This window comes from Vibrio stylophorae, assembly GCF_921293875.1.
In the GTDB taxonomy this organism is placed as follows: Bacteria; Pseudomonadota; Gammaproteobacteria; order Enterobacterales; family Vibrionaceae; genus Vibrio_A; species Vibrio_A stylophorae.
Genome location: NZ_CAKLDI010000001.1, coordinates 2,330,249 through 2,355,222, shown reverse-complemented (window position 1 = coordinate 2,355,222; position 24,974 = coordinate 2,330,249). Strand labels below are relative to the sequence as shown.

General features: G+C 44.2%; 16 protein-coding genes, 6 tRNA genes, 3 rRNA genes and 2 pseudogenes. 18 read left to right on the top strand and 9 right to left on the bottom strand.

Going from position 1 to position 24,974, the window contains the following annotated elements:
* Positions 1 to 306 precede the first annotated feature (306 nt).
* The 9 genes from L9P36_RS10940 to L9P36_RS10900 all read left to right on the top strand — a co-directional run bounded on the left by L9P36_RS10940 (position 307) and on the right by L9P36_RS10900 (position 6,801).
* Positions 307 to 1,859: ribosomal RNA gene (locus L9P36_RS10940) — 16S ribosomal RNA — on the top strand.
* A gap of 85 nt (positions 1,860 to 1,944) precedes the next feature.
* Positions 1,945 to 2,020: transfer RNA gene (locus tag L9P36_RS10935), tRNA-Glu, on the top strand.
* A gap of 4 nt (positions 2,021 to 2,024) precedes the next feature.
* Positions 2,025 to 2,100 (top strand) — tRNA-Lys (locus L9P36_RS10930).
* A gap of 30 nt (positions 2,101 to 2,130) precedes the next feature.
* Positions 2,131 to 2,206 (top strand) — tRNA-Val (locus L9P36_RS10925).
* Between the two features lie 295 nt (positions 2,207 to 2,501).
* Positions 2,502 to 5,392 (top strand): 23S ribosomal RNA (locus tag L9P36_RS10920).
* A gap of 94 nt (positions 5,393 to 5,486) precedes the next feature.
* Positions 5,487 to 5,602: ribosomal RNA gene (gene rrf / locus L9P36_RS10915) — 5S ribosomal RNA — on the top strand.
* Together the 16S, 23S and 5S rRNA genes with 5 tRNA genes alongside form the textbook arrangement of a ribosomal RNA operon.
* Before the next feature lie 36 nt (positions 5,603 to 5,638).
* Positions 5,639 to 5,715: transfer RNA gene (locus L9P36_RS10910), tRNA-Asp, on the top strand.
* Between the two features lie 36 nt (positions 5,716 to 5,751).
* Positions 5,752 to 5,828, top strand: a tRNA-Trp gene (locus tag L9P36_RS10905).
* Positions 5,829 to 6,285: 457 nt separating this feature from the next.
* Positions 6,286 to 6,801 (top strand): hypothetical protein, encoded by a 516-nt coding sequence (locus L9P36_RS10900; protein WP_237466768.1) that lies wholly within the window; start codon positions 6,286 to 6,288, stop codon positions 6,799 to 6,801.
* A 49-nt stretch (positions 6,802 to 6,850) separates the two neighbouring features.
* Here the strand turns inward: L9P36_RS10900 and L9P36_RS10895 are convergent, their stop codons facing one another.
* The 4 genes from L9P36_RS10895 to L9P36_RS10880 all read right to left on the bottom strand — a co-directional run bounded on the left by L9P36_RS10895 (position 6,851) and on the right by L9P36_RS10880 (position 9,495).
* Positions 6,851 to 7,663, bottom strand: a complete 813-nt coding sequence (locus L9P36_RS10895) for a hypothetical protein (protein WP_237466766.1) — start codon at positions 7,661 to 7,663, stop codon at positions 6,851 to 6,853.
* 429 nt (positions 7,664 to 8,092) lie between these two features.
* Positions 8,093 to 8,335 carry an acyltransferase family protein gene (locus tag L9P36_RS10890; protein ID WP_237466764.1) on the bottom strand — a complete coding sequence of 81 codons (243 nt, stop codon included), beginning with the start codon at positions 8,333 to 8,335 and terminating at the stop codon, positions 8,093 to 8,095.
* A gap of 10 nt (positions 8,336 to 8,345) precedes the next feature.
* The gene (locus tag L9P36_RS10885) at positions 8,346 to 8,633 is read right to left on the bottom strand and encodes a hypothetical protein (RefSeq protein WP_237466762.1); all 288 of its coding nucleotides are present in this window, start codon (positions 8,631 to 8,633) and stop codon (positions 8,346 to 8,348) included.
* 61 nt (positions 8,634 to 8,694) lie between these two features.
* Positions 8,695 to 9,495: a helix-turn-helix domain-containing protein gene (locus L9P36_RS10880; RefSeq protein WP_237466753.1), complete on the bottom strand. Its 801-nt coding sequence runs from the start codon at positions 9,493 to 9,495 to the stop codon at positions 8,695 to 8,697.
* 239 nt (positions 9,496 to 9,734) lie between these two features.
* Between L9P36_RS10880 and L9P36_RS10875 the strand changes: the two genes are divergently transcribed.
* Together L9P36_RS10875 and L9P36_RS10870 are read left to right on the top strand one after the other, a co-directional pair.
* Positions 9,735 to 9,827 (top strand) — tRNA-Ser (locus L9P36_RS10875).
* A 446-nt stretch (positions 9,828 to 10,273) separates the two neighbouring features.
* Entirely contained in the window at positions 10,274 to 10,462 is a 189-nt protein-coding gene (locus L9P36_RS10870; RefSeq protein WP_237466752.1) for a DUF1330 domain-containing protein, read from the top strand.
* 225 nt (positions 10,463 to 10,687) lie between these two features.
* Here L9P36_RS10870 and L9P36_RS10865 read toward each other — a convergent pair.
* The 5 genes and pseudogenes from L9P36_RS10865 to L9P36_RS10845 form a co-directional block, all read right to left on the bottom strand.
* Positions 10,688 to 10,920, bottom strand: a pseudogene (locus tag L9P36_RS10865) (HP1242/YdcH family protein).
* A 154-nt stretch (positions 10,921 to 11,074) separates the two neighbouring features.
* A pseudogene (locus L9P36_RS10860) lies at positions 11,075 to 13,237 on the bottom strand (YjbH domain-containing protein).
* Between the two features lie 2 nt (positions 13,238 to 13,239).
* Positions 13,240 to 14,061 (bottom strand): capsule biosynthesis GfcC family protein, encoded by an 822-nt coding sequence (locus L9P36_RS10855; protein ID WP_237466750.1) that lies wholly within the window; start codon positions 14,059 to 14,061, stop codon positions 13,240 to 13,242.
* Positions 14,058 to 14,777 (bottom strand): YjbF family lipoprotein, encoded by a 720-nt coding sequence (locus L9P36_RS10850; protein ID WP_237466748.1) that lies wholly within the window; start codon positions 14,775 to 14,777, stop codon positions 14,058 to 14,060. The genes L9P36_RS10855 and L9P36_RS10850 overlap by 4 nt, the downstream gene beginning before the upstream one ends.
* A 123-nt stretch (positions 14,778 to 14,900) precedes the next feature.
* Positions 14,901 to 15,155, bottom strand: coding sequence for a hypothetical protein (locus L9P36_RS10845; protein ID WP_237466746.1), 255 nt, complete (start codon positions 15,153 to 15,155; stop codon positions 14,901 to 14,903).
* A 680-nt stretch (positions 15,156 to 15,835) separates the two neighbouring features.
* Here L9P36_RS10845 and L9P36_RS10840 point away from each other — a divergent pair.
* From L9P36_RS10840 to L9P36_RS10810, 7 genes are all read left to right on the top strand, one after another.
* Positions 15,836 to 16,963 carry a polysaccharide export protein gene (locus L9P36_RS10840; RefSeq protein WP_237466743.1) on the top strand — a complete coding sequence of 376 codons (1,128 nt, stop codon included), beginning with the start codon at positions 15,836 to 15,838 and terminating at the stop codon, positions 16,961 to 16,963.
* A gap of 24 nt (positions 16,964 to 16,987) precedes the next feature.
* Positions 16,988 to 17,431: an arsenate reductase/protein-tyrosine-phosphatase family protein gene (locus L9P36_RS10835; protein ID WP_237466742.1), complete on the top strand. Its 444-nt coding sequence runs from the start codon at positions 16,988 to 16,990 to the stop codon at positions 17,429 to 17,431.
* Positions 17,432 to 17,556: 125 nt separating this feature from the next.
* Complete coding sequence (locus L9P36_RS10830; RefSeq protein ID WP_237466739.1) at positions 17,557 to 19,737, top strand: polysaccharide biosynthesis tyrosine autokinase; 2,181 nt, start codon at positions 17,557 to 17,559, stop codon at positions 19,735 to 19,737.
* Positions 19,738 to 19,765: 28 nt separating this feature from the next.
* Positions 19,766 to 20,953, top strand: a complete 1,188-nt coding sequence (wecB, locus tag L9P36_RS10825; protein ID WP_290368708.1) for a non-hydrolyzing UDP-N-acetylglucosamine 2-epimerase — start codon at positions 19,766 to 19,768, stop codon at positions 20,951 to 20,953.
* Between the two features lie 33 nt (positions 20,954 to 20,986).
* Entirely contained in the window at positions 20,987 to 22,252 is a 1,266-nt protein-coding gene (gene wecC / locus L9P36_RS10820) for a UDP-N-acetyl-D-mannosamine dehydrogenase (RefSeq protein ID WP_237466738.1), read from the top strand.
* Positions 22,253 to 23,494 (top strand): hypothetical protein, encoded by a 1,242-nt coding sequence (locus L9P36_RS10815; RefSeq protein WP_237466736.1) that lies wholly within the window; start codon positions 22,253 to 22,255, stop codon positions 23,492 to 23,494.
* Positions 23,475 to 24,962 (top strand): hypothetical protein, encoded by a 1,488-nt coding sequence (locus tag L9P36_RS10810; protein WP_237466734.1) that lies wholly within the window; start codon positions 23,475 to 23,477, stop codon positions 24,960 to 24,962. The genes L9P36_RS10815 and L9P36_RS10810 overlap by 20 nt, the downstream gene beginning before the upstream one ends.
* The last annotated feature ends 12 nt before the right edge of the window (positions 24,963 to 24,974 follow it).

Below are 24,974 nucleotides of genomic sequence, written 5' to 3'. Positions count from 1 at the left end.
TCTCTCCCTATAATGCGCCCTCGTTGTCACGGCAAACGTCGGAAGCAACGGGTTGAGAAAGTTAAGAAAAAGACTTGACTCAACAGTGAAGTGCAGTAGAATGCACCTCCTCTTCGAGATGAAATCGAAGATGCTCTTTAACAATGTAACCAATCAATCTGTGTGGGCACTCGTTATTGATAGTCGAAAGATTTAAATCAATGAACTGAGTGACCAAACAAATCGAAAGATTTGGCACAGTCAATTCACATTACGATAGTAATGTAATCAGTATTCATTGAGTCGGTCGAAAGACCAAAAAACTTTTAATTGAAGAGTTTGATCATGGCTCAGATTGAACGCTGGCGGCAGGCCTAACACATGCAAGTCGAGCGGCAGCGACATAAACAATCCTTCGGGTGCGTTTATGGGCGGCGAGCGGCGGACGGGTGAGTAATGCCTAGGAAGTTGCCCAGTAGAGGGGGATAACCATTGGAAACGATGGCTAATACCGCATAATCTCTTTGGAGCAAAGCAGGGGACCTTCGGGCCTTGTGCTACTGGATACGCCTAGGTGGGATTAGCTAGTTGGTGAGGTAAAGGCTCACCAAGGCGACGATCCCTAGCTGGTCTGAGAGGATGATCAGCCACACTGGAACTGAGACACGGTCCAGACTCCTACGGGAGGCAGCAGTGGGGAATATTGCACAATGGGCGCAAGCCTGATGCAGCCATGCCGCGTGTGTGAAGAAGGCCTTCGGGTTGTAAAGCACTTTCAGCAGTGAGGAAGGTGGTAAGATTAATACTCTTATCATTTGACGTTAGCTGCAGAAGAAGCACCGGCTAACTCCGTGCCAGCAGCCGCGGTAATACGGAGGGTGCGAGCGTTAATCGGAATTACTGGGCGTAAAGCGCATGCAGGCGGATGATTAAGCCAGATGTGAAAGCCCCGGGCTTAACCTGGGAATAGCATTTGGAACTGGTCATCTAGAGTCTTGTAGAGGGGGGTAGAATTTCAGGTGTAGCGGTGAAATGCGTAGAGATCTGAAGGAATACCGGTGGCGAAGGCGGCCCCCTGGACAAAGACTGACGCTCAGATGCGAAAGCGTGGGTAGCAAACAGGATTAGATACCCTGGTAGTCCACGCCGTAAACGATGTCTACTTGGAGGTTGTTCCCTTGAGGAGTGGCTTTCGGAGCTAACGCGTTAAGTAGACCGCCTGGGGAGTACGGTCGCAAGATTAAAACTCAAATGAATTGACGGGGGCCCGCACAAGCGGTGGAGCATGTGGTTTAATTCGATGCAACGCGAAGAACCTTACCTACTCTTGACATCCATAGAACTTAGCAGAGATGCTTTGGTGCCTTCGGGAACTATGAGACAGGTGCTGCATGGCTGTCGTCAGCTCGTGTTGTGAAATGTTGGGTTAAGTCCCGCAACGAGCGCAACCCTTATCCTTGTTTGCCAGCACGTAATGGTGGGAACTCCAGGGAGACTGCCGGTGATAAACCGGAGGAAGGTGGGGACGACGTCAAGTCATCATGGCCCTTACGAGTAGGGCTACACACGTGCTACAATGGCGTATACAGAGGGCGGCGAACCAGCGATGGTAAGCGAATCCCAAAAAGTACGTCGTAGTCCGGATTGGAGTCTGCAACTCGACTCCATGAAGTCGGAATCGCTAGTAATCGTGGATCAGAATGCCACGGTGAATACGTTCCCGGGCCTTGTACACACCGCCCGTCACACCATGGGAGTGGGCTGCAAAAGAAGTGGGTAGTTTAACCTTCGGGAGGACGCTCACCACTTTGTGGTTCATGACTGGGGTGAAGTCGTAACAAGGTAGCCCTAGGGGAACCTGGGGCTGGATCACCTCCTTACCTAAAGACTACTGACAAGTGTCCACACAGATTGATTTGGTTATAAAGATAAAGAGACGTTTTGTGTAAACAAAACATCCCAAGTGTCCCGTTCGTCTAGAGGCCTAGGACACCGCCCTTTCACGGCGGTAACAGGGGTTCGACTCCCCTACGGGACGCCACTATGGGTCGTTAGCTCAGTTGGTAGAGCAGTTGACTTTTAATCAATTGGTCGCAGGTTCGAATCCTGCACGACCCACCATCTACTCTTCTTAGCTAGATGGACTACAGTGGGCGATTAGCTCAGTTGGGAGAGCACCTCCCTTACAAGGAGGGGGTCACTGGTTCGAGCCCGGTATCGCCCACCACTCTCTAATGGTTTTCAGCGATGAAGATTCAGCGATTTAATTGTTGAGTCGGAATTTTCGACGCCGAGAGATATTAGAAAGTGCTTATCTCGTAAGAGAAAAACACATTGCTCTTTAAAAATTTGGAAAGCTGACTAGTAAATTCATTTGAATGTAAGTTCAATTGAATAACTAAAAATGTTTATTCATATACCCATATGAATAAACGAGTTCTCAAAAACACAATCAAGTGTCTTGAGTACGGCGAAAACTAGAAATCTTGGTGACTGTTCATATAGCCCTCTTCGGGTTGTATGGTTAAGTGACTAAGCGTATACGGTGGATGCCTTGGCAATCAGAGGCGATGAAGGACGTACTAACCTGCGATAAGCCATGAGGAGACGGTAAGAGTCATTACTACTCATGGATTTCCGAATGGGGAAACCCACTTGCATAAGCAAGTATCTTACAGTGAATACATAGCTGTAAGAGGCGAACCGGGAGAACTGAAACATCTAAGTACCCCGAGGAAAAGAAATCAACCGAGATTCCGAAAGTAGCGGCGAGCGAAATCGGACCAGCCCTTAAGTTTTTAGTGTGCTAAGCGAACGTTCCTGGAAAGGACGGCGATACAGGGTGATAGCCCCGTAGCTGAAAGTGCACTTTAGATGAAATCGAGTAGGACGGGACACGTGGTATCCTGTCTGAATATGGGGGGACCATCCTCCAAGGCTAAATACTCCTGATTGACCGATAGTGAACCAGTACCGTGAGGGAAAGGCGAAAAGAACCCCTGTGAGGGGAGTGAAATAGAACCTGAAACCGTATACGTACAAGCAGTGGGAGCACCTTCGTGGTGTGACTGCGTACCTTTTGTATAATGGGTCAGCGACTTATATTCAGTGGCGAGGTTAACCGATTAGGGGAGCCGTAGCGAAAGCGAGTGTTAACTGCGCGTTTAGTCTCTGGATATAGACCCGAAACCGAGTGATCTAGCCATGGGCAGGTTGAAGGTTGAGTAACATCAACTGGAGGACCGAACCGACTAATGTTGAAAAATTAGCGGATGACTTGTGGCTAGGGGTGAAAGGCCAATCAAACTCGGAGATAGCTGGTTCTCCCCGAAAGCTATTTAGGTAGCGCCTCGGACGAATACTACTGGGGGTAGAGCACTGTTAAGGCTAGGGGGTCATCCCGACTTACCAACCCTTTGCAAACTCCGAATACCAGTAAGTACTATCCGGGAGACACACGGCGGGTGCTAACGTCCGTCGTGGAGAGGGAAACAACCCAGACCGCCAGCTAAGGTCCCAAAGTATTGCTAAGTGGGAAACGATGTGGGAAGGCTCAGACAGCCAGGATGTTGGCTTAGAAGCAGCCATCATTTAAAGAAAGCGTAATAGCTCACTGGTCGAGTCGGCCTGCGCGGAAGATGTAACGGGGCTAAGCAATACACCGAAGCTGCGGCAATGTACTTTAGTATATTGGGTAGGGGAGCGTTCTGTAAGCTGTTGAAGGTGAACTGAGAAGTTTGCTGGAGGTATCAGAAGTGCGAATGCTGACATGAGTAACGACAAAGGGAGTGAAAAACTCCCTCGCCGGAAGACCAAGGGTTCCTGTCCAACGTTAATCGGGGCAGGGTGAGTCGGCCCCTAAGGCGAGGCTGAAAAGCGTAGTCGATGGGAAACGGGTTAATATTCCCGTACTGCTGATAACTGCGATGGGGGGACGGAGAAGGCTAGGTGGGCCAGGCGACGGTTGTCCTGGTTCAAGGGTGTAGGTTGAGTGTTTAGGCAAATCCGGACACTTAAGACTGAGACCTGATGTCGAAGCCACTACGGTGGTGAAGTCATTGATGCCATGCTTCCAGGAAAAGCCTCTAAGCTTCAGGTTATCAGGAACCGTACCCCAAACCGACACAGGTGGTCGGGTAGAGAATACCAAGGCGCTTGAGAGAACTCGGGTGAAGGAACTAGGCAAAATGGTACCGTAACTTCGGGAGAAGGTACGCTCTTGATGGTGAAGTCCCTTGCGGATGGAGCTGCTGAGAGTCGCAGATACCAGGTGGCTGCAACTGTTTATTAAAAACACAGCACTGTGCAAATTCGAAAGAAGACGTATACGGTGTGACGCCTGCCCGGTGCCGGAAGGTTAATTGATGGGGTTAGAGGTAACTCGAAGCTCTTGATCGAAGCCCCGGTAAACGGCGGCCGTAACTATAACGGTCCTAAGGTAGCGAAATTCCTTGTCGGGTAAGTTCCGACCTGCACGAATGGCGTAATGATGGCCACGCTGTCTCCACCCGAGACTCAGTGAAATTGAAATCGCTGTGAAGATGCAGTGTACCCGCGGCTAGACGGAAAGACCCCGTGAACCTTTACTACAGCTTGGCACTGAACATTGAGCCTACATGTGTAGGATAGGTGGGAGGCTTTGAAGCAGAGACGCTAGTTTCTGTGGAGCCGACCTTGAAATACCACCCTTGTATGTTTGATGTTCTAACTTGGCCCCATTATCTGGGGTGAGGACAGTGCCTGGTGGGTAGTTTGACTGGGGCGGTCTCCTCCCAAAGAGTAACGGAGGAGCACGAAGGTGGGCTAATCACGGTCGGACATCGTGAGGTTAGTGTAATGGCATAAGCCCGCTTGACTGCGAGAATGACGGTTCGAGCAGGTGCGAAAGCAGGTCATAGTGATCCGGTGGTTCTGAATGGAAGGGCCATCGCTCAACGGATAAAAGGTACTCCGGGGATAACAGGCTGATACCGCCCAAGAGTTCATATCGACGGCGGTGTTTGGCACCTCGATGTCGGCTCATCACATCCTGGGGCTGAAGTCGGTCCCAAGGGTATGGCTGTTCGCCATTTAAAGTGGTACGCGAGCTGGGTTTAGAACGTCGTGAGACAGTTCGGTCCCTATCTGCCGTGGGCGTTGGAAGATTGAGAGGGGCTGCTCCTAGTACGAGAGGACCGGAGTGGACGAACCTCTGGTGTTCGGGTTGTCACGCCAGTGGCATTGCCCGGTAGCTAAGTTCGGAATCGATAACCGCTGAAAGCATCTAAGCGGGAAGCGAGCCTCAAGATGAGTCTTCCCTGAGACTTTAAGTCTCCTAAAGGGTTGTTCGAGACTAGAACGTTGATAGGCAGGGTGTGTAAGCGTTGTGAGACGTTGAGCTAACCTGTACTAATCGCCCGTGAGGCTTAACCATACAACACCCAAGAGGGTTTTACGTACACAAGCTTGATTGTGTGAGAACGAAGCAAGAACTAGTCGAATAAAGCTTTCCAGATTTAACAAATTTGCTTGGCGGCCATAGCGCTGTGGACCCACCTGATTCCATGCCGAACTCAGAAGTGAAACGCAGCTGCGCCGATGGTAGTGTGGGGCTTCCCCATGTGAGAGTAGGTCACCGCCAGGCTTCAAATTTAAGTTGATGCATCGCATCTGCTTGAGTGGAGCGGTAGTTCAGTTGGTTAGAATACCGGCCTGTCACGCCGGGGGTCGCGGGTTCGAGTCCCGTCCGCTCCGCCACTGATTTAGACAAAGTTAAGTCTTTAAAATAACTACAGGGGTGTAGCTCCAATTGGCAGAGCAGCGGATTCCAAATCCGCGTGTTGGGAGTTCGAATCTCTCCACCCCTGCCACATTTAAGGCCTAGTCGAAAGACTAGGCCTTTTTCGTTTGCACTTAATTAAATTGATAGCGTATTCCGCCATGCACAAAGTTGCGCGTGTGGAGTTCGAATCTCCCACCCCTGCCACATTTAAGGCCTAGTCGAAAGACTGGGTCTTTTTCGTTTGTATTGAATTTAGCTGGGCAGCGGATGGATTCCACTATGTCCTAAGTTGCGCGTGATAAGTTTGAATCCCACGTAAGGGTATGTATCGGGAGCATTTGCTTGGCTTCGCTGATTGAGTTGCCATCAATTTATAGCAGCTTAATTGCGTTACTTTTGATCAAACAAAAGGCGAGAACGTGATCGGAAAAACACTTCTTTTATTTTTCTTTTCAAATCAACTCGGTTGCGTCAAAGCTAGTTGGTGATATAAATAAATCCCTGTAGTATCAGCGCGTTATTTGATTCCTTAAATGGAGGTATGGATGAAAATTTTCCGTGTATTGCTTGCCTGCTTTACCCTTTTGATTGCATCAACAAGCTATGCCAACGAAGGGAGTAGTGATTGTATTTTTGATCCTCAGGCATTTAGCGATAAATGGATTCAAGATCATCCAGCATTGAAAGGTGCGCTTTGGGATCAAAGCAGTCGTAGTTTTAGCTTTCAGCTTGGCGCTGGTGAATTTCTCTATATCCAAGGGGGCGGCTGTGACAGCTATAGTGAAACCTATCAACTTATTTTGGTTAACCGTAGCCTAGAAAATCTACGTAATTCTCAGTGGCATAAAGTGCAGCTGATGCGCTTGGCGGAACTTACTTTGTCACAGGATTATTTTGCAATGCTTAAACCAACATTGGAGCAGCAAAACTTACTTGTGCAAGCTGAGCACTATGAGCTGTTTATTGATCCTGACATGGAAGGGGATCGCGGTTATGCCGTGCGAGTTGATCGCATTAACAACAATACTGTTAGTTTTTCCCTTTCTTGGGGTGTTGAATAGATAAACTTTGGCATAAATAAAAAGGCTGCATGATGCAGCCTTTTTGTATTTAGGCATGAAGCTGTCGTCGTTCTTGATTACGAGTGAATTGCCAATCCACAATTCGATAGATGGTCAGGTTAAATAGAATTAATCCAATCACGAAGGGCAATATAGGGAATACCGGTGCCTTCAATGCTTCAAATATGCTCACGCTTCCCTTTGACATATCTAAGAGGCTAAAGCTCCATTCGATATATCCTGTGAGTAAAGCCATGACGGTTACGCCACTTGCGATGACAGTGCCGATAAGTGGTACTTGCCACATTTTGTTTTGGTTGTACCACATCGACAGTAGTGTGATCCCTAAAATGATAGCTATGCCTAATATCACCTGATTAATAACAGCCCAGCTGGTTACAACAGGGGGATGTTGCATTCCCGCGCCAAAGCTGAAGCAGAGCATGATGCTGATGGTGATAAGCATTGCGCTATACCGATACTGTTTAACGGCGCTCTTTCCACATAGATGTAGCGCCAGCCAACGGATGGCAAAGTAGCCAGTTAAATTGAGGCTTAAAGCCACGGGAACCATAAGAACTTGTAGCCAGACCGTATTGGCAAAGAACTGCTGTTTTTCAGGAATGGTATAAAAACCCATGAGATAAATTAGCGAGGTCAGTGCGATCTGAACAATGCCGTGGTTGAGATAGATCTCTCCACTATGTTGACCAAGCGCGCTGAATCGAGTGGGCTGCTGAGTTACTTTACTTAAACACCATGCAAGCAATGCGACTGTCACAATGATTGTCGAGAAATAATAATCGACGGGTACACGCATCCCCTGCGACTTAATCAAAAAATAACATTCAGCAAAGGTCATCAGTGAACCGATGAGCGCGATAGCGAGCCAGAGTCCTTGTGGTTTCTTTTGGCTCCAGGATTGAAGTGACCATTGGCTACATTGATAACCTAGGGTGACATAGAACAGCGCAAAAAAAGAGCGGGTCACGTGAGTTTTTGAAAAACTGATGACTGGATGAAAACCAAGGTGTCTCAAAAAATATTTGGATGCCTTGTCCGCATAGACCAATGGCATAGAGCACACTCGCGATTGCAAGAAGTGTAGTTGTGCGCTTAAATCGCTGAGCGATATAAACGGCCAAAATACTCCAAATGAGTGCGGGCAAGAACCACATAATTTCAGCGCCAGCCGTACCGTGATAAAGCAAGGTTAGTATGGATACCGGTTGCCAGTTTCCATAGCTATAGCCAATTGCTAGCATATAAATCAACACCCAACTCACATACATCAGCACAATTTACTGATATAGCGCTGGGTATAGCGCCATCCCTGTTGCTGGACTTTATGATGGAAAAAGTAACCGGCAACAATAAAGAAAAATGGTACGGCAAAACGCGAAACGCTATTGAAGAAAAGATAAAGCGGATGCGTCGGATCGCCTTGAAAGTATTGGAACACACTAAAATGTATAAAGAAAATCGCAATGATTGCGAAAAACTTCATACCATCGATGCGGTAAACCTTTTCCATTCCTGATTCCCTACCTTCTTGATGATGTATGAATTGTTTCCTGTTGTTCTAACCATTGGCGAAGTGCGCCACCATATTCAACATAAATATTGAGGTGTAGAACAAGTAAAGTGAGAGTCGTGATTAAATAAATCCAGTTAAAGTACTTTTGCCATCGCATTCGTTGTCGCTCTCCATCAGCAAGAATGGCTAAAGCGACGATACAAAACGGATAAGCAATTAACAGAATAATTAAACATCCCAAATAGCCAGAGATGGCCATGGGCTCAAGTTGTGCTGCATGTGCAAGCTCTTCCATCGCATACCTCCATGTGCAGTATGCGGCGCACGGATTTAAACCGTATTGGATAAAACGGCCATCATGATTCAATTTTGGTGACGGCATGTTTTGCCAAAATTTGCTTTGGTGTGGTTCCCGTAAATTTTTGAAAATGCCGAATAAGATGAGACTCATCGTAATAAGGGTGGTTGCGATAGAGCCAAGATTCGCCATGCTGTAGGAGTTTTTGCATGCTCCACTGAAAGCGTGCGTAATCGGAAAACTGTTTTGGTGAAAGGCCTATATGAGTATCAAAATCGCGGCGCAGCTGGCGAAGAGAGACACCGAGTGTTTGTGCCCAGCTCTCAGTGAGCTCTGTTTTCGGATGGTTAAGTAGTTGCGCGCTTGCCTGAATGGCTCTTTTCAGGGTTGAACTCAGCGCTATCTTGAGGCTGATTTGCTGTTTTAACCACTGCTCCATGCATTTTTGTCGCGCTTCAAACTGTGGATTTTCCCTGAAAAAAGCCAGCACAGGTTGCATATTCTCTTGGTGCAAAGCTGCGCTATCTTGTATTGCATGATATTGGCTTAGTCTGTTTGGAAAAAAAAGCTGTCGCATACCCATGGCAAAACCAATACAGAAAATGCGAATGGGACCAGAAATAGTCCGCTGATAGGGAAATTGTTTAGGTAAGCATAGTTCGCAGCTGTGGCCGCCTGGATATTCGACAAAGACCAAGTACTGGCATGCATCAGGCAGCGCCAGATATTCAAATGTGCCTTGTTTGAGTTCAAGTTGCCAACAACCAGTTAGGTAAGGTTGTAGCTCAGTGCACATTGGCTGCCACTGAAATTGATGCTCAAGGCATATGGGTGGCTGATAAGCATTGGGTCGAATCATAGGGCATGATTGAAAGTGTTCTCTATAAAAGCAAGTATCAAATGATGTTGCGGATTTTCTCGGCACAAAAGTGTGAACCGCTTGTGGTTTATCTTTAGAAAGCAGTCAATGCGTGATGAAAATACCCACAAATTGATCTCTTTATCGCCGCTTGATGTGTCTATTGGTTGTTCTTTGTTCGAACGGTGCATTTAAGGCTTGCGCACTTGGGGAAGCTTTCGTAATATACGCCCCGCACCGGAGAGATGGCTGAGTGGTTTTAAAGCACCGGTCTTGAAAAACCGGCGTGGGTTTATAGCCCACCTAGGGTTCAAATCCCTATCTCTCCGCCACATTAAAAAAACCGCCTACTCAGGCGGTTTTTTGCTTTCTGGCTTCTTAAAATTTCCATTAGAGATAGGGTGTGAAGCCTAGTTAGGGTTTCAGCCGAGCGACGCGAGACAACAACGGCTCTGTGTAGGCCCGTAGGGAGAGCGCGCAGCGAACCGAATTAATCCCTATTTCTCCGCGGCATTAGAGAGAGGCCACTGTTTTACAGCGGCCTTTTTGTTTTTCAGGGGGATGAAATTTCTGGTCAGAGAATTCATTCTATTTATTCACCCTATTTAAGTTTCGTCGCAAGACGAGGCATCTGTCGTGAAGGCGGCTGATCAAAGAATGGAACCTACAAGTCATTGGCTCGCAGGTTTATGGATGATCAGAAAGGCAGCTATGCTTGAGTGAGTTTTCGTAACGACATGGAGCTTACTTATGCCAACACTATTACTCTGTTCTTGAGGTGACGCCGACTTCGGATGAATGGGTCGAGGATTATGTCGCGGCATCTCATCGTTTAGTCCATCAACATGGTGGGCAATATCTTGCGCGCACGAATACTCATGAACGTCTTGAAGGGAATCGCACCAATCCCACACCTTCGTATCATCATTTCATGGCCATCGCGGCAAAGCTGCGATTGATTTTATGAATGATCTTGATACATCCCCAATCTGCAGGCCCGTATTGCAGGCTCAGAGAGTCACCATGCGCTGATTGAAGGCGTTGACCAGCTAGCCTGACGAATCGAGTATAAAAGCTTCGCGCTTTCATTTAGACGGCTTAAATTCAAATGGCTGAAACTCAAAAGGTGCGCTTTTTGGCCTTGCGCACCAATATCGATGACAGCTTTAGATGCTATCGCTAGGGGATAGCGCTAATTAATTCGTGCATGTAGCCAATCTTTGAGTTGTGCTCGGTCATGTTTGAGTTGCAGCATGGAGTGATCACTAATTGGGGCGCCATTTAGCTCCAAAACGCGAATCTCTTTATCCAGCGCATTGTATTGTTTCACTTGATCTGCAAATTCATTATCGTTTTGCATCAGACGCTCAATGGCATCTTTGTGATTGGGAACTCATGGATTAGAGAGTGATTTTCACCGAGCATAGGAACCTCATTGATTTGGTTGGTAAAGAAGCGCAGCCTACGACTGTGCGTGGTCGGTCGTAGGATGACACCTATTTACCCTAGACAAAAAACTGAAGGTGATGCTTATCATTGCTGCGACACGCACTTTGCATATCGCAGCATGTGATGATTGTTATTGTGCTGGGGTAAATTCAGCCTTGGGATCACGCGCTTCGGTGACGCGATAGAGGTGATATTTTCTCGCTAACATTTGCCCGCCATCGCGGGTGAGTGGTGTCCAAGCAATGACGGCACGATTGGCACTGGGCTTGATGGTAAAGAGATCAAATGGAATCGAGACATAAACGCCTTTGGTAAAGCTGCCTTCGCCAAACTCTTCTGCTGAAAGATCGGTCTTAGCAAAGTAAGCGCCTGCAACCACGCCGCTATCAAATTGCTTGGATAGATCCACAGTGACGCCTCGATCTTCTGCAAGATATTGGCCGACACTTACTTTGAATAGCAGATTGTCAAACCAAGTCCACTCAGGACGATAATAAGCCGTGAGATGACCCGTGAGTGCGCCAGTTTGAACGCGATAATGGCGGTTGGTGATTGGTCGTATTGTACCTCTTCGGTGAAGACGCTAAAGGTGTTGTCAGGATCGCGCTGCGCCCACATAGTTGACATCAAGCCCCAAGCCCAGTTGCTATTGAGTGTGCGATAAAGAATTTCACTACCGACACCGGCAAACATAGTTTCGAGATAACCACCATAATTTGTAAATAGACATCATCTCCCAACTGATGGAAGCTGGTGAGCTGCAGGTTACTCAAACGCAGTGGACTATCTGAGATATATTGGCGCACCAAGGTTCGTACGCGTTTTAAATCAGTGCCATCGGGTGGAACGTCATAAAGGAATTGGTCATAGTTATCATAGAGGTTGAGGTAGATCCCGCCACCAATGGTGATATGTCCGTTAACCAATAGGATGCACCGCCATTAATCCCCACATTAAAGAGGTAAAAATCTTCAGAGCCACCAATAGACTGCTGCAAAACAGGCGTTAACCCGTAATGCAACGCTTGATGATTGTCCGCTTGCAATGGCGCCTGAACGGGCTGCGGATTTTCTCGCTGAATGGCATCTGTGATGGATGCGTCCACATACTGCTGCTCTGCGACGGCGGTGTAAGCTTGTACGTCAATGTTGGTTTGTAACACAGGAATAGAAGCCTGCTGTTCAATAAGATGATAACGCGCGGCTTGGCTACCTGTGTTTTTCAAAATCAGTGCTGCTTTTTCAATCGCAATATTTTGATCTCGGTATTTGCTTTGAGTCCCGACAACGTAAATATCATCGTTATCCGCATAGATTTGGTTATCGTCGTAACCTGCGATGCGTTCAAGCTCTTTTGAGACTTGTTGCCATTGAATGTCTTCAGCGCTCGTGGATGGCGTAGGCTGATAAGCTGGTGTGGGGGTATCCACCCAGTTTTGTTTGAGCGTGTTAAAGTGGTTTTAGGGTGAAACCCAGTGTCCATGTGTTCCCACGCTCATAGTTCGCGCGTAGATAACCCCAGTCTTTCAGCCGGTAAATCATACCCACATTGACGGGAGAGTCTTGCTCCATTTCATGCGAAGGCGAACTGCTACAAAGTCGCCCTTTGTAATCATTGGCATCGTACTCAACTTTAATGACTAAAGGTTTCCATGGGTTTGGTATTCAACCCCACCAAACACTGACATACAGCCTGTAAACCAGCGTTCGTAATCAAGGCTGCCACCGCGTCCCTTATAATTACTACCTCGGCCACAATCAGGGTTACTTTTATTTCCTTTGAGATTGCCTCGGTTACCGATATAGCCCCAGCCAACGCCTAAGGTGACATCAAAATCACCAAAGCGTTTGCTTGCAGCAATATATTCACCATCAAACAGTCCTGTTCCCGCTAAATCACGAAAACCTATGGCTGTTTCTGGTAACCAGAAGCTTTCTTGCCAGAGTCGAAATTTTAGATCGACGCCTTTATCGGTGTACTCGGTGTCGCCACTGAAATTTGGATCGCCGCTATACAACAAATCGGGGGTTTGCGTATAGCGAATGGTCGTTTCAAACCAAGGCATAACCTGTAGTGAGGTATGGTAGTGGCGATAATCATTATTAATTGTGAAGCCTGCAGAAAATTCACCATCAGCTGCTGAGCGGCCATTGGGCATTTGAATTAAGCCGATACCACCAAAATCATAGGTGGTTGGGGTATATGGAGATTGAATCTCTGTTGCCATAACAAGTGATGTCGCCGTCATCAAACTCAGCGCGAGCATTTGAACTCGGTTCAGAATAAATTTCATGGCTACATCACTCTATGTTTCAACAGTTCAGGAATGACTTGATTCAGCCCTTTCTGCGATGAGGGTAAATTGAAATAGGGGACATAAATGATGGCACCAGGTGCGATACCGCGACTATTTTCGTTCCAATAAGCGACGGTATGAATTTCTAAATGGCCGTTTGGCTGAATCACATACACCTCATCGAGCCCCATATAGCGCAGAATGCTTGCTTGCTCGAGATAATCTTTGGCCGATTGCGTCGCTTGAAAAGGTAGCTTCATCGTTTTTACAACATTGCCGGTAACCCAAACATGATTAGGCCTGGTTGGCAAGAGCAGCAATAAGTCACCGGAGATTTGCGGGTTTACCGCGTTGCCAAGCAAGTAAAGATCAGGGTCAATCGTCACATTGACACGTGGCTTAAAGACGCTGCGATTTAAAAACTGAGTAAGAGACTGGATAGATAGGGCGCGCGGCATGTTCTCATTTTTAACTGCGCTTTGTTCTAGTTGTGTGAGTTGTTGCAATGTCTGTGTGAGGGATGTTGAAAGCGCGTTGTCTGGTCGCGATTGTTCAAATAAACCCGAGCCAAGCCAGTAAACGCCACTTGTTTGATGTGCGCTTTGTAATGTTTTAGGGCGCAGTTTTAAACCCTCATCAATAAGCTGTGAAACACGTGGGCTTCCCTCAAATATCAATTGGCTTTTGGCGCGCTCTTGTGAGGATGTTTTTACAGTTAACCTTGTTTGCTGCTGTGTTAGAGCATGTTGTTGCGCTAAAACGAGCTGCCCACTCAAACTGAAAATGATTGCGGTGAAGAAAAGGCGGTATAGTTTTTTCATTGTGGCGCCTCTTCAGAGTTTGCATAGGGTTTTAAAATTGTCAGTTCAATGGGCGACATATAAGGCGCAGGTTGTTGAATACTGGCAATGACACGGCCTGAATTTGGATCAATCCAGAAATGATTGGTAAAGGTCAGTTCAAGCTCTGGTAGGGTGACAAGCTCGGTGTAATAGAGGGTGTGAATCTGACGTTCATTGATGACTTTGCTTTGCGCAGCTTGAAATTTAAATTGGCTGCGCATGAGGTAACCCACGTGATGACCAGGTTGCCAGTCAACCTGTCGCTGCCAAGTTGTTGGCGTGGACTTAAGGTGTAAACCAAGCGCCAAGGGATCAGCCGTTTCTGCATAGCTAGCCGTTAAATTTATCTCGCTTAAGCCCACCGTTTTAATGATTCGACCGGCCTCGGTGACAATCATTTCATGATTAGATGACAGCCACTTGAGCTGTTTGAATTTTGTTTTTTCGATTGGGGCTGAATCGCTGGGGGTCGCATAACCAAGCACCATAAAGGCTTGGCCACTGCCTGCCATTTTTGCGTACAAACTGGCATAGGGGAGTTCATCAATTGTTTTAGCAGGAACAATGACATCGGAAGGGCCGAGTAGTGCTAGGGACATGGTCTCTTTCACATCGTTAAATTTTTGAGTGCAACCTAGCAATACCGATAATCCAACCATGCACATGGTTTGTTTAAGGTTCAGTTTTAATTTCATGATCCCACCGCACTTGCGCGTTCCTTGTGGTGAATAGAAAAAGGGTATTTAGCGGATTGAGGTGGCACTGTCTTAATGAAAACCGAACAGCTGAGCTGCTCGGTTTTGGTTACCGCATGGCCATCAAAGTGCCGTTGTGGTTGTGGTGGTGGTTGCTGTATCGTTATCTGATGAATCAGAGGTTACCACCACCGCAGCGGCAATTGCAGCTGTAACGGCAACGGTGGCGGTAGTTACCGTGCCGACAGCAAAACCAGTTGCGGTTGCGCCGCCTGCCGCACCACCACTTGCGCTTGCCGTAGTCGCTCCTTCGGTTGCCGCTATAACCGGCGATGAAAGTAATACCGCGGTTAAAATAGTAATTACATATTTTTCCATAAATAGCTCCATATCATAAATGCCTACTTTGATATAGCAGGCTATTTAAAAACTAATCATGAATTATCTTGAAGTAAATGTGTGAGTGTCTATTTTGATCGGAATTTTATTTATCTGACAATGTTTTGAAACTTATTTTTTTTGGTAAGTGATTTATTATGGACTGTTTTTTGAAGGTGAATTGCAATGGTTGTGTAAAATTAACATGTTTAACTTGATGTCTTCGATTGAGTGGGTGGTTTTTTTTGTGTTTAAATGCAAGCATGCAATAGAAATTTACAGGGTGTTTTCATAGTGCTGACTTTTATTTTGCTGATGATAATTTATTGGGCTGGTATGAATTGGGTGTAAATAATGAATATTGATCTAATTTCATGATTTATATTGGTTTTAATCGCTTTTTTTTTCGCTAGTTTATATCGAGTGAGTTATTGTTCCTTTTTGGTTAAATATGGCGCGTTATGGCCTTAATACTTTGAGGTTGTGATTGTGAGTTGAGTTAATTGATTGTTTTTGTATTGCTTTTCTTGTTTTTTATCAGGCGTCTCATTTGCCTGGGATTTATTGCTTGGCGGTGGTGTATTTGTTGATGGGGATGTGACGAGGCTTTTGCAGTATGTTGTCATGGCGTTCATTTTTTTTTGCTGAAATAAATGCAACACATTGAACAATTAGCTGAAATGAAAATTATAAATAAACGACTATTTGTATTGCTACTACCCACTATACTCGCTGGATGTACCATTCCTGGTACTTTTCTTAGCGTCGGGGATAAACAACAAATTGAGATAAACGAATCTCAACATTTATCTGATAGCGTAAATCTGTACTTATTGACGGTAGGTAACATTCACCAATTTTCTACATTGCATCATTATGCGCCAGCGGCAAACCCAACGTTGGACGCACAACTTGCATCTTATGAATATCGTGTGGGTGCTGGGGATATCCTTAATGTAACGATTTGGGATCACCCAGAGTTAACGATTCCTGCAGGATCTTATCGCAGTGCTTCTGAAGCGGGTAACTGGGTTCATGCTGATGGCACTATTTTCTATCCCTATATTGGCACTGTTTCTGTTCAAAATAAGACTGTGCGTGAAATTCGAACTGAGCTTGCTCGTAAACTCAGTCGCTATATTGAAAGCCCTCAAGTCGATGTCAATGTCGCAGCATTTCGTTCTAAAAAAGCCTATATCACAGGTGAGATTTCTAAGCCAGGTACACAAGCAATTACCAATATTCCACTGACATTGCTTGATGCGATTAATCGAGCGGGTGGTCTGGGTGAAGATGCTGACTGGCGAAATGTTGTGCTTACTCGTAATGGTCAGGAGAGAACCATTTCTCTCTATGGGTTGATGCAACGCGGCGATCTTACGCAAAATTTCCTGTTACAGCCTGGAGATATTATCCATGTGCCACGTAATGATGCGCAGAAAGTGTTTGTGATGGGCGAAGTGAATGAGCCCAAACTTCTTAAAATTGACCGTGCAGGAATGAGTTTAACCGAGGCATTGAGCGCAGTTGGCGGCATTAACCAGCTTTCAGCAGATGCCACAGGTGTATTTGTGATTCGCACATCAAATGATAAATCAGAGCGTATGGCGGATGTCTATCAGCTAAATATGCAAGACGCTTCTGCTTTGGTGCTCGGTACTGAATTTGAGCTACATCCCTATGACGTCGTGTATGTCACAACGGCACCTGTGAGCACTTGGAGTCGTGTCATTGATCAGTTGTTGCCGACGATTTCAGGCTTTAACGAACTGACGGAAAGCATGCTCAGAATACGCAATTGGCCGTAGTTACCAAGGCATGTAGAGAGGCTTATGTTTAATAAAATTATAGTGGTTTGTGTTGCCAATATTTGTCGTTCTCCAATTGGAGCTCGCCTTTTACAGCAGCGATTGCCCCACAAATTGATAGCTTCTGCTGGGATAGCAGCAGAGAAAAGCCACATGGTTGGAAAGCCTGCGGATCCATTCTCGATAGCTGTCTCAATCGAGCATGGTGTGAATTTAAATTGTCATCGTTCGCAGCAGCTAACAGAGCAGATGTGCCAAGAATATGATCTGATTTTAGTCATGGAGAAAGGGCACATTTCAGCAGTGACAGATATTGCTCCAACGGCGCGAGGGAAAACCATGTTGTTGGGGCAGTGGATTGGACCAAAAGAGATTCCTGACCCGTATCGGCAAAGCAAAGAAGCGTTTGATTTTGCTTATCAGTTGATTGATCAGGCGTCATCAGCATGGGTTGAAAAATTAAAGTAAATACGGTGGGGATAAGGGCGGAATTTCGTCATTTATCTTTAATGTTTAAAACGACGTTGCACTGTCAGGAAGGTGTAGAGACTCCTTGCTGCTCGCGGATTGTCGCAAAAAAATAATGCAAATTTATGACTCAGACTTCTAAAACTGTCGCAGCACCAAGTGATGAAATCGATCTCAGCAAATTAATCGGCATTTTGTTTGATGCGAAGTGGCTTCTTGTTGCTGTAACCTTCGCATCCGCATTGGTTGGTGTAGCGATTGCTTTGTTATCAACCCCAATCTATAAGGCTGATGCGCTCATTCAAATTGAAGAAAAAAGCTCTGGTGGCATTTCAGCCATGGTGGGGGATATGGGCGAGCTATTTTCTCAAGAGTCTTCTGCGACCACTGAAATTGAAATAATTAAATCGCGGATGATTCTAGGAGACACGGTCGATAAGTTCAATTTAACGACAGTCGTTTCAGCAGACTATATGCCGCTCATTGGCAAAGGCTTGGCGCGCTTATCGGGACAAGCTGCATATATTCAAATCAGTCGATATGAGCAACCAAAACAAGGCTATATCGCAGCGAATGCGGTGAATAAAATTATCGTCACCGATGCACAACAGCAACACTACAAGCTTGTTGATCAACATGGGCAAACACTTCTCTCAGGCCGAGTCGGAGAGCTTGCTAAGGGGCAAGGCTATCAACTATTTATCTCGGCGCTCACAGCTCAAACAGGTAATGAGTTTTCTATACACAAGCAAAGCAAGCTAGAAGCGATTCAATGGCTCAAGCAGCATTTATCTGTGAGTGAAAGAGGAAAGCAAACTGGGATTTTGGCATTAAGTTTTACCGGTGAGAACCGTCTTTTAATTACCGCAATACTCAATGACATCGCAGAAAATTACTTTCTACAAAACGTTGAGCGAAACTCAGCAGAAGCGGAGAAAAGCCTGACTTTTCTACAAGGACACCTACCTGATATTCAATCGCAATTGACAGGTGCTGAAGATAGTTTGAATAACTATCGGCAAGAGAACGAGTCAGTGGATTTGGGGTTAGAAGCAGAATCAGCCCTTAAAGTGATGGTTGAGCTTGAAGCACAACTGAATGAATTGACCTTTAAAGAGAGCGAAATTAGCCAGCGTTTTACCAAAGATCATCCAGCCTATCGCGCACTGCTTGATAAGCGACAAACGCTACTAGGGGAAAAAGAGCGGCTTAACAAAGAAATTCAAAAATTACCAAAAACACAACGAGAAGTACTCAGTCTTACGCGCGACGTTGAGGTGAATCAGCAAATTTATATTCAACTGCTAAATAAAGTGCAAGAACTCAACATCATTAAAGCTGGCACTGTCGGAAATGTTCGAATTCTCGATAACGCCGAGTCCTATGCAAAGCCAGTGAAGCCAAAAAAAGCATTAATTGTCATTTTGGCAACATTATTGGGCAGCATGTTAAGCGTTGCTTATGTTCTGATTCGAGCAGCGTTACATAAAGGTGTAGAAACACCTGAAGAGATTGAACAACTCGGCTTGTCTGTTTATGCCAGTGTACCGAAATCACAGATGCAATCAAAAATTGCAGAAGCTCTGAATAACAAGCGTACAAAACGACGAAGTAGTGAGTTACAGCTGCTGGCTGAAACAAATGCAGCAGATTTATCGATTGAAGCATTGCGAGGTCTTCGTACCAGCTTGCACTTTGCAATGCTCGAGGCAAAAAATAATGTGGTGATGATTTCAGGGCCCGCACCAAGTATCGGTAAATCTTTTGTCTCCAGTAATTTTGCAGCAGTGACTGCAAAAACAGGACAAAAAATTTTATTAATCGATGCAGATATGCGTAAAGGCTATTTGCAACAGTGCTTTGGTGAAACTTGGGAAAATGGCCTTTCCGATTACCTGTCAGGAAAAATAAGCATTGAACAAACGATTAAACATACTCAGGTCGAAAATTTAGATTTGATTACTCGTGGCCGTGTGCCGCCAAATCCTTCTGAATTACTGATGCACTCACGATTTAAATCTCTAGTGGAATGGGCAAATCAACACTATGACTTAGTCATTATTGACACCCCGCCTATTTTAGCTGTTACAGATCCAAATATTGTAGGCGCGATAGCTGGAACCACCTTAATGGTGACTCGTTTTGGTCAAAATACAGTGAAAGAAATAGAATTTGCGAGAAGTAGATTTGCACAGAATGGTATTGAAATAAAAGGTGTGATCTTAAACGCAACAGAAAAGAAAGCATCAAGCTACGGCCATGGTTATGGTTATTACAACTACAATTATGTAACTGAAGGTAAATAATGTTTTATATAAACTAACAAGAGGCTAAATAATGAAAGGTAAGGTGTTAAGTGTTTTTGGTACAAGACCTGAAGCAATAAAAATGGCTCCACTTGTTCATACGTTGTCTGCAGATGAACGTTTTATTTCAAAGGTTTGTGTAACGGCGCAGCATCGCGAAATGTTAGATCAAGTATTGTCACTTTTTGATATTACGCCTGACTATGACTTAAATATGATGCGTGCTGGGCAATCATTGAATGAAATAACCGCACGAATCATTACAGAAATAAAGCCGGTACTACAAAATTTTAAACCTGATGTGATCCTTGTGCATGGCGACACGGCCACTACGTTTGCAACAAGTCTTGCTGCCTATTATGAGCAGATTCCAGTCGGCCATATCGAAGCAGGGCTCCGCACAGGAAATCTGTACTCGCCATGGCCAGAAGAAGCGAATCGAAAACTAACAGCCGCGCTTACACAATTTCATTTTGCACCCACTGATAATTCAAAAAACAACCTGCTCAATGAAAATATTTCACCCGAACTAATTTCAGTGACCGGCAATACGGTTATCGACGCATTGCATTTAATAAAAGATAAAATAGTCAACGACGAGCAGTTGAATATTCAGCTCTGTAATTTATTTCCAATGCTGGATGAGTCTAAAAAATTAATTTTAGTGACTGGCCATAGGCGAGAAAGTTTTGGTGATGGATTTGAACGTATTTGCCAAGCACTTGCACAAATCGCAAAGCAGCACACAGATGTTCAAATTATTTACCCCGTCCATCTAAATCCAAACGTAAGAGAGCCAGTTCAACGTATTTTGTCCGATATTAAAAATATTCATTTAATCGAACCGCAACAATATCTGCCTTTCGTTTATTTAATGAATCGAGCGCATATTATTTTGACAGACTCAGGTGGCATTCAAGAAGAAGCCCCTTCATTAGGCAAGCCTGTATTGGTAATGCGAGATACAACGGAGCGACCAGAAGCGGTTGCAGCTGGCACAGTCAAGCTTGTCGGAACTGATATAGAAAAAATAGTGACGCTGATGAACCGCTTATTGAATGATGAAAATGAATATCAAGCGATGAGCTTTGCTCACAATCCGTATGGTGACGGACTGGCCTGTCAGCGCATTTTAAATACGCTAGCTACTCAGCTACAAGGCAGCGCATCGACACAAGATGTAGATGAATTGATTGGTGTGGCTATCGAGGCATAGTCCAACAGCTGATAACAAATAGAGGAACATGGTATGTCATTTGAAACAATCTCGGTGATTGGCCTGGGCTATATCGGTTTACCAACAGCTGCGATGTTCTCCTCCCGCAAAAAAAAGGTGATTGGTGTTGATGTCAATCAACATGCAGTTGAAACCATTAATCAAGGCAAAATACATATTGTAGAGCCTGATTTGGATATGCTAGTTAGCGCTGCTGTGACTGAGGGATATTTACGAGCAGTACAAACACCTGAGCCAGCGGATGCATTTTTGATTGCTGTCCCGACGCCATTTTTGCCTTGTGCGTCCGATTCGATACCGCAACCCGATTTAAGCTATATCAAAGCATCAGCCCAAGCAATCGCGCCAGTGCTTAAAAAAGGGGATTTAGTCATACTCGAATCCACCTCGCCAGTTGGAACCACAGAGCAAATTGCAGATTGGCTTGCAACGGCACGTCCCGATCTTAGTTTCCCTCAAACGCATTGTGATAAGGCAGATATTAATATTGCGCACTGCCCAGAACGTGTGTTGCCGGGACAAGTCGTACGTGAGCTAGTGGAAAATGATCGCGTGATTGGAGGCATGTCATCTCGCTGTTCAGAGCGCTCAGTTGAACTCTATAAAACATTTGTACTAGGCGAATGCGTAGTCACTAATGCGCGAACAGCAGAAATGGCGAAATTAACTGAAAATAGCTCGCGAGATGTACAAATTGCTTTTGCCAACGAACTGTCGATTATTTGCGATGAATTAAACATTAATGTGTGGGAGCTTATTGCACTGGCGAATCGACATCCGCGTGTCAACATATTGCAACCAGGCCCTGGAGTTGGCGGCCACTGTATAGCAGTCGACCCGTGGTTTATTGTCGCTAAAACACCACAACAAGCACAGATGATTCATACCGCGCGGAAAATTAACGATGGCAAACCTGAATGGGTGGTCAATAAGGTTAAAGCAGCTATTGCTGATTTCCTCCAATCACATACCAATAAAACAGCTAAAGATGTCACCATCGCCTGTTACGGATTAGCTTTTAAAGCCAACATCGACGATCTCCGTGAAAGCCCCGCAATGGCGATTACTCAAAAAATTGAAGAAATGCATAAGGGAGCGGTCTTTGCCGTTGAACCTAATATTAAGATGCTGCCAGAAAATTTAAAGAAGACCTCGCTGAAATCATTGGATGACGCCATGAAATTCGCAGATATCCACGTGCTTTTGGTTGAGCATGAAGAGTTTAAAAATATGTCTGTTGATGATTTATTTGTGATTGATACGAAAGGTGTTTGGTAAATGAAAATAGATATGAACTATAAATTGAATCTAGGAAAAAAATGGGCGAATGTTTTTTATTCGCTATCATCCGCTTCAATGCCTGGTTTGTATCGATTGTTTGTTTTGTTTTTAATTGCAAGATTTAGCAATGATGTTTTATTTATTAATGGGTTTGTTTTTTGTTTGGGTCTTAGCATGTTTTCCTGTTTGGGTGTTGCGATAGATTTTTTACGGAAGATATCGGTAAAAAAAGAAAACCAAATGATTGGTAAGCATTATATTGAGGCCATGCTTAGTATGGTTGCAATTTCTTTGATTTCTTGTGCAATAGCTATGCTTTTTAGTGGAGGAAGAAGTTTTGGTTTATGCAATATGGTTGTACTACTTACCTCATTCGGGATTATGCATTTAGAACGGCATCTGTTATTGGCTAAGTCTGATATGAAAGGTGTTTTTAAATTTGATTTAATAATGATACCTGCGTTTTTTATTCTTTTTTTCTTCGGTTTTGATTCAGTGTTAGCTGTGTCTTTGTCGATTTTTATTTCCGTCTGTATTTCAAGGTGTCATGAAAGTTATATTACCTGGGGTGGATGCAATATATCAGCAAGTGGGGTCTGGTCTTCATTCATTGCTGGGTTGAAATTAGGTTATAGTAATGTTGTAAGTGGCGGCGTGATTTATCTTATTCCAATGTTTTTATCTGAAAGGCAGAATGCAGATGATTTAAATGTTATTTCATTGTGTATTGCAGTCTCTGGAGTTGTGTTGGTTTTGCCTCGTGCTGTATTTAATTTCAACCTAGGGAAGATAGCAAGTGTATCATTCGATGAAAATTATTTTGCAGTATTATGTAAGACAAAAAAGATGATAAATTCCGCCTGTTTATTTTTGCTTCCAATTTCAATTTTATTTTCATTTGTGTATCTCGCTGTGTCGGGTATAAACCCGTTTGTTTTAGATGCTAATTTGTATGTGGCAATGGTTGTGCTGATGCTTGTACTGATAGTCGGCCAGTTATCACTTGTGGATTCTAACTTAATAATATTTTTGCATCGAGAATTGATCGCCATTTTTGCCAACTCTGTTATTTTTGTTGTTCTATTTTTGTTGTCGGTAGCTTCATATTTTAAATTTGGGGAGGCTGAATGGTTTATAAGTGCGTTTTTATTAATAATGCTGTTGTTATATGTTGCGCGATATTATTTATATAAATTAGTCGTGGGAAAAGAGGTGGAAAATGCAATGGTTAAGGTTTAATGATCAGTCTAAATTAAGTGGTGTTGTTAAGGATGTAATTAAAGATTTTTCTAAATTTGAATGCGTTTTCAATAAATGTCTGGTTAACATGGTTTATGATCAGCGCATCTGGGATAGTGCACCATACAGTAAATTGCATGGTCAAGAACTGGTTATCTGTGGGTGGTTTATATTTGATGGCGAATTAAATAACTTAGCTTCGTTCCATAAGGGGATATTTAATGAAGGTTTAAAATGTGTTCTTCAGAAAATTGAGTATGGTGTGTTCATTGGTATATTAAAAGATGAACATGGGGGGGTAACTATCTTTAATGATTGGTTTGGCCTTTCATCTCACTATTATACAGTTAATGGTGAATTTGTGTCTGTTGCACCTTCAGCAAAACAATTGAATGATGAAGTTGACGATAAATTTGAATCGCTTTTAAAAACTAATGGTCATTTGTGGGGAGGGGAAACAAAATACAAAAACGTAAAAAAAATGTTGCCAGGAACTTTGATGACAGCGCAAGGTGTCGTTGAGTGTTATGTCAATTTTTCAGTTGTAAAAAAAATTGAACCTGAAAATATCCCCAAATACATCCAAGAAAATATGGCGATTTTTAAGAAGGATTCGAAGCATGTTGCGCTATCTGCAGGTTTCGATTCGAGGATGATTGCTATTCATTCAGATTGTTCTGCTTCATATTGTTGGGGTCCTGAGCGATCAAAAGATATTCGAAATGCAGCAACAATAGCCCGCAATTTATCACTTGAACATCACGCATTTAGGTTTAAATCAGTTGAAATTGAAAATTTGGATTGTGAACTTTCACAATGGCTTTTAGATGGTCAGGTAGAAAATATTAATCATCAATTTGGCGCTAATTACAGATATGCTAGTAATTTGCTGCCAAAGCAATTTATCTCATTGGATGGCTATCTAGGTGATGTGCTTCAAAGGGGGGTTTATTTGAATTATGGAGGAATGAGAGGTGAGTTGAGGAAATTAATGCCAAATTTATTGGATAAGAATGAAGATGGTGTGAGTATATTAAAGAAAAGATATTCACGAATTTCGTCTGAAGAGTTTGATGAGTTTCTGTGTGAATATATATTAAAATGTAATGCTTTGGGGTTGCAATTTGATAAATTGCAACTGGCTACAATTTTTGAATTCATCTACGGACGTGGGTTTTCTTATATTAGCGCTGGCGGCATCATTCGTAATGGTATTTGGAATGTAGTTGTGCCTGTATTTGCGTCTCCAGTGATATTTAAAGCATGTATTGGAATGAATTCAGCCCAATTAATGAATTACAAACATTTTAAACGGGTATGGTCACAAGTCGACAGCAAGTTGTCATGCTTGTTGTCTGAGGGAGTGTATTCGCCGAGAACAGCAAGGTTTTTAATTCCATGGCTTAATTTGTTTGGAAGGATTTTAACAAATTACATTCCCTATTATCATAACTATGGAAGGGAGTGATGGCTATGTATC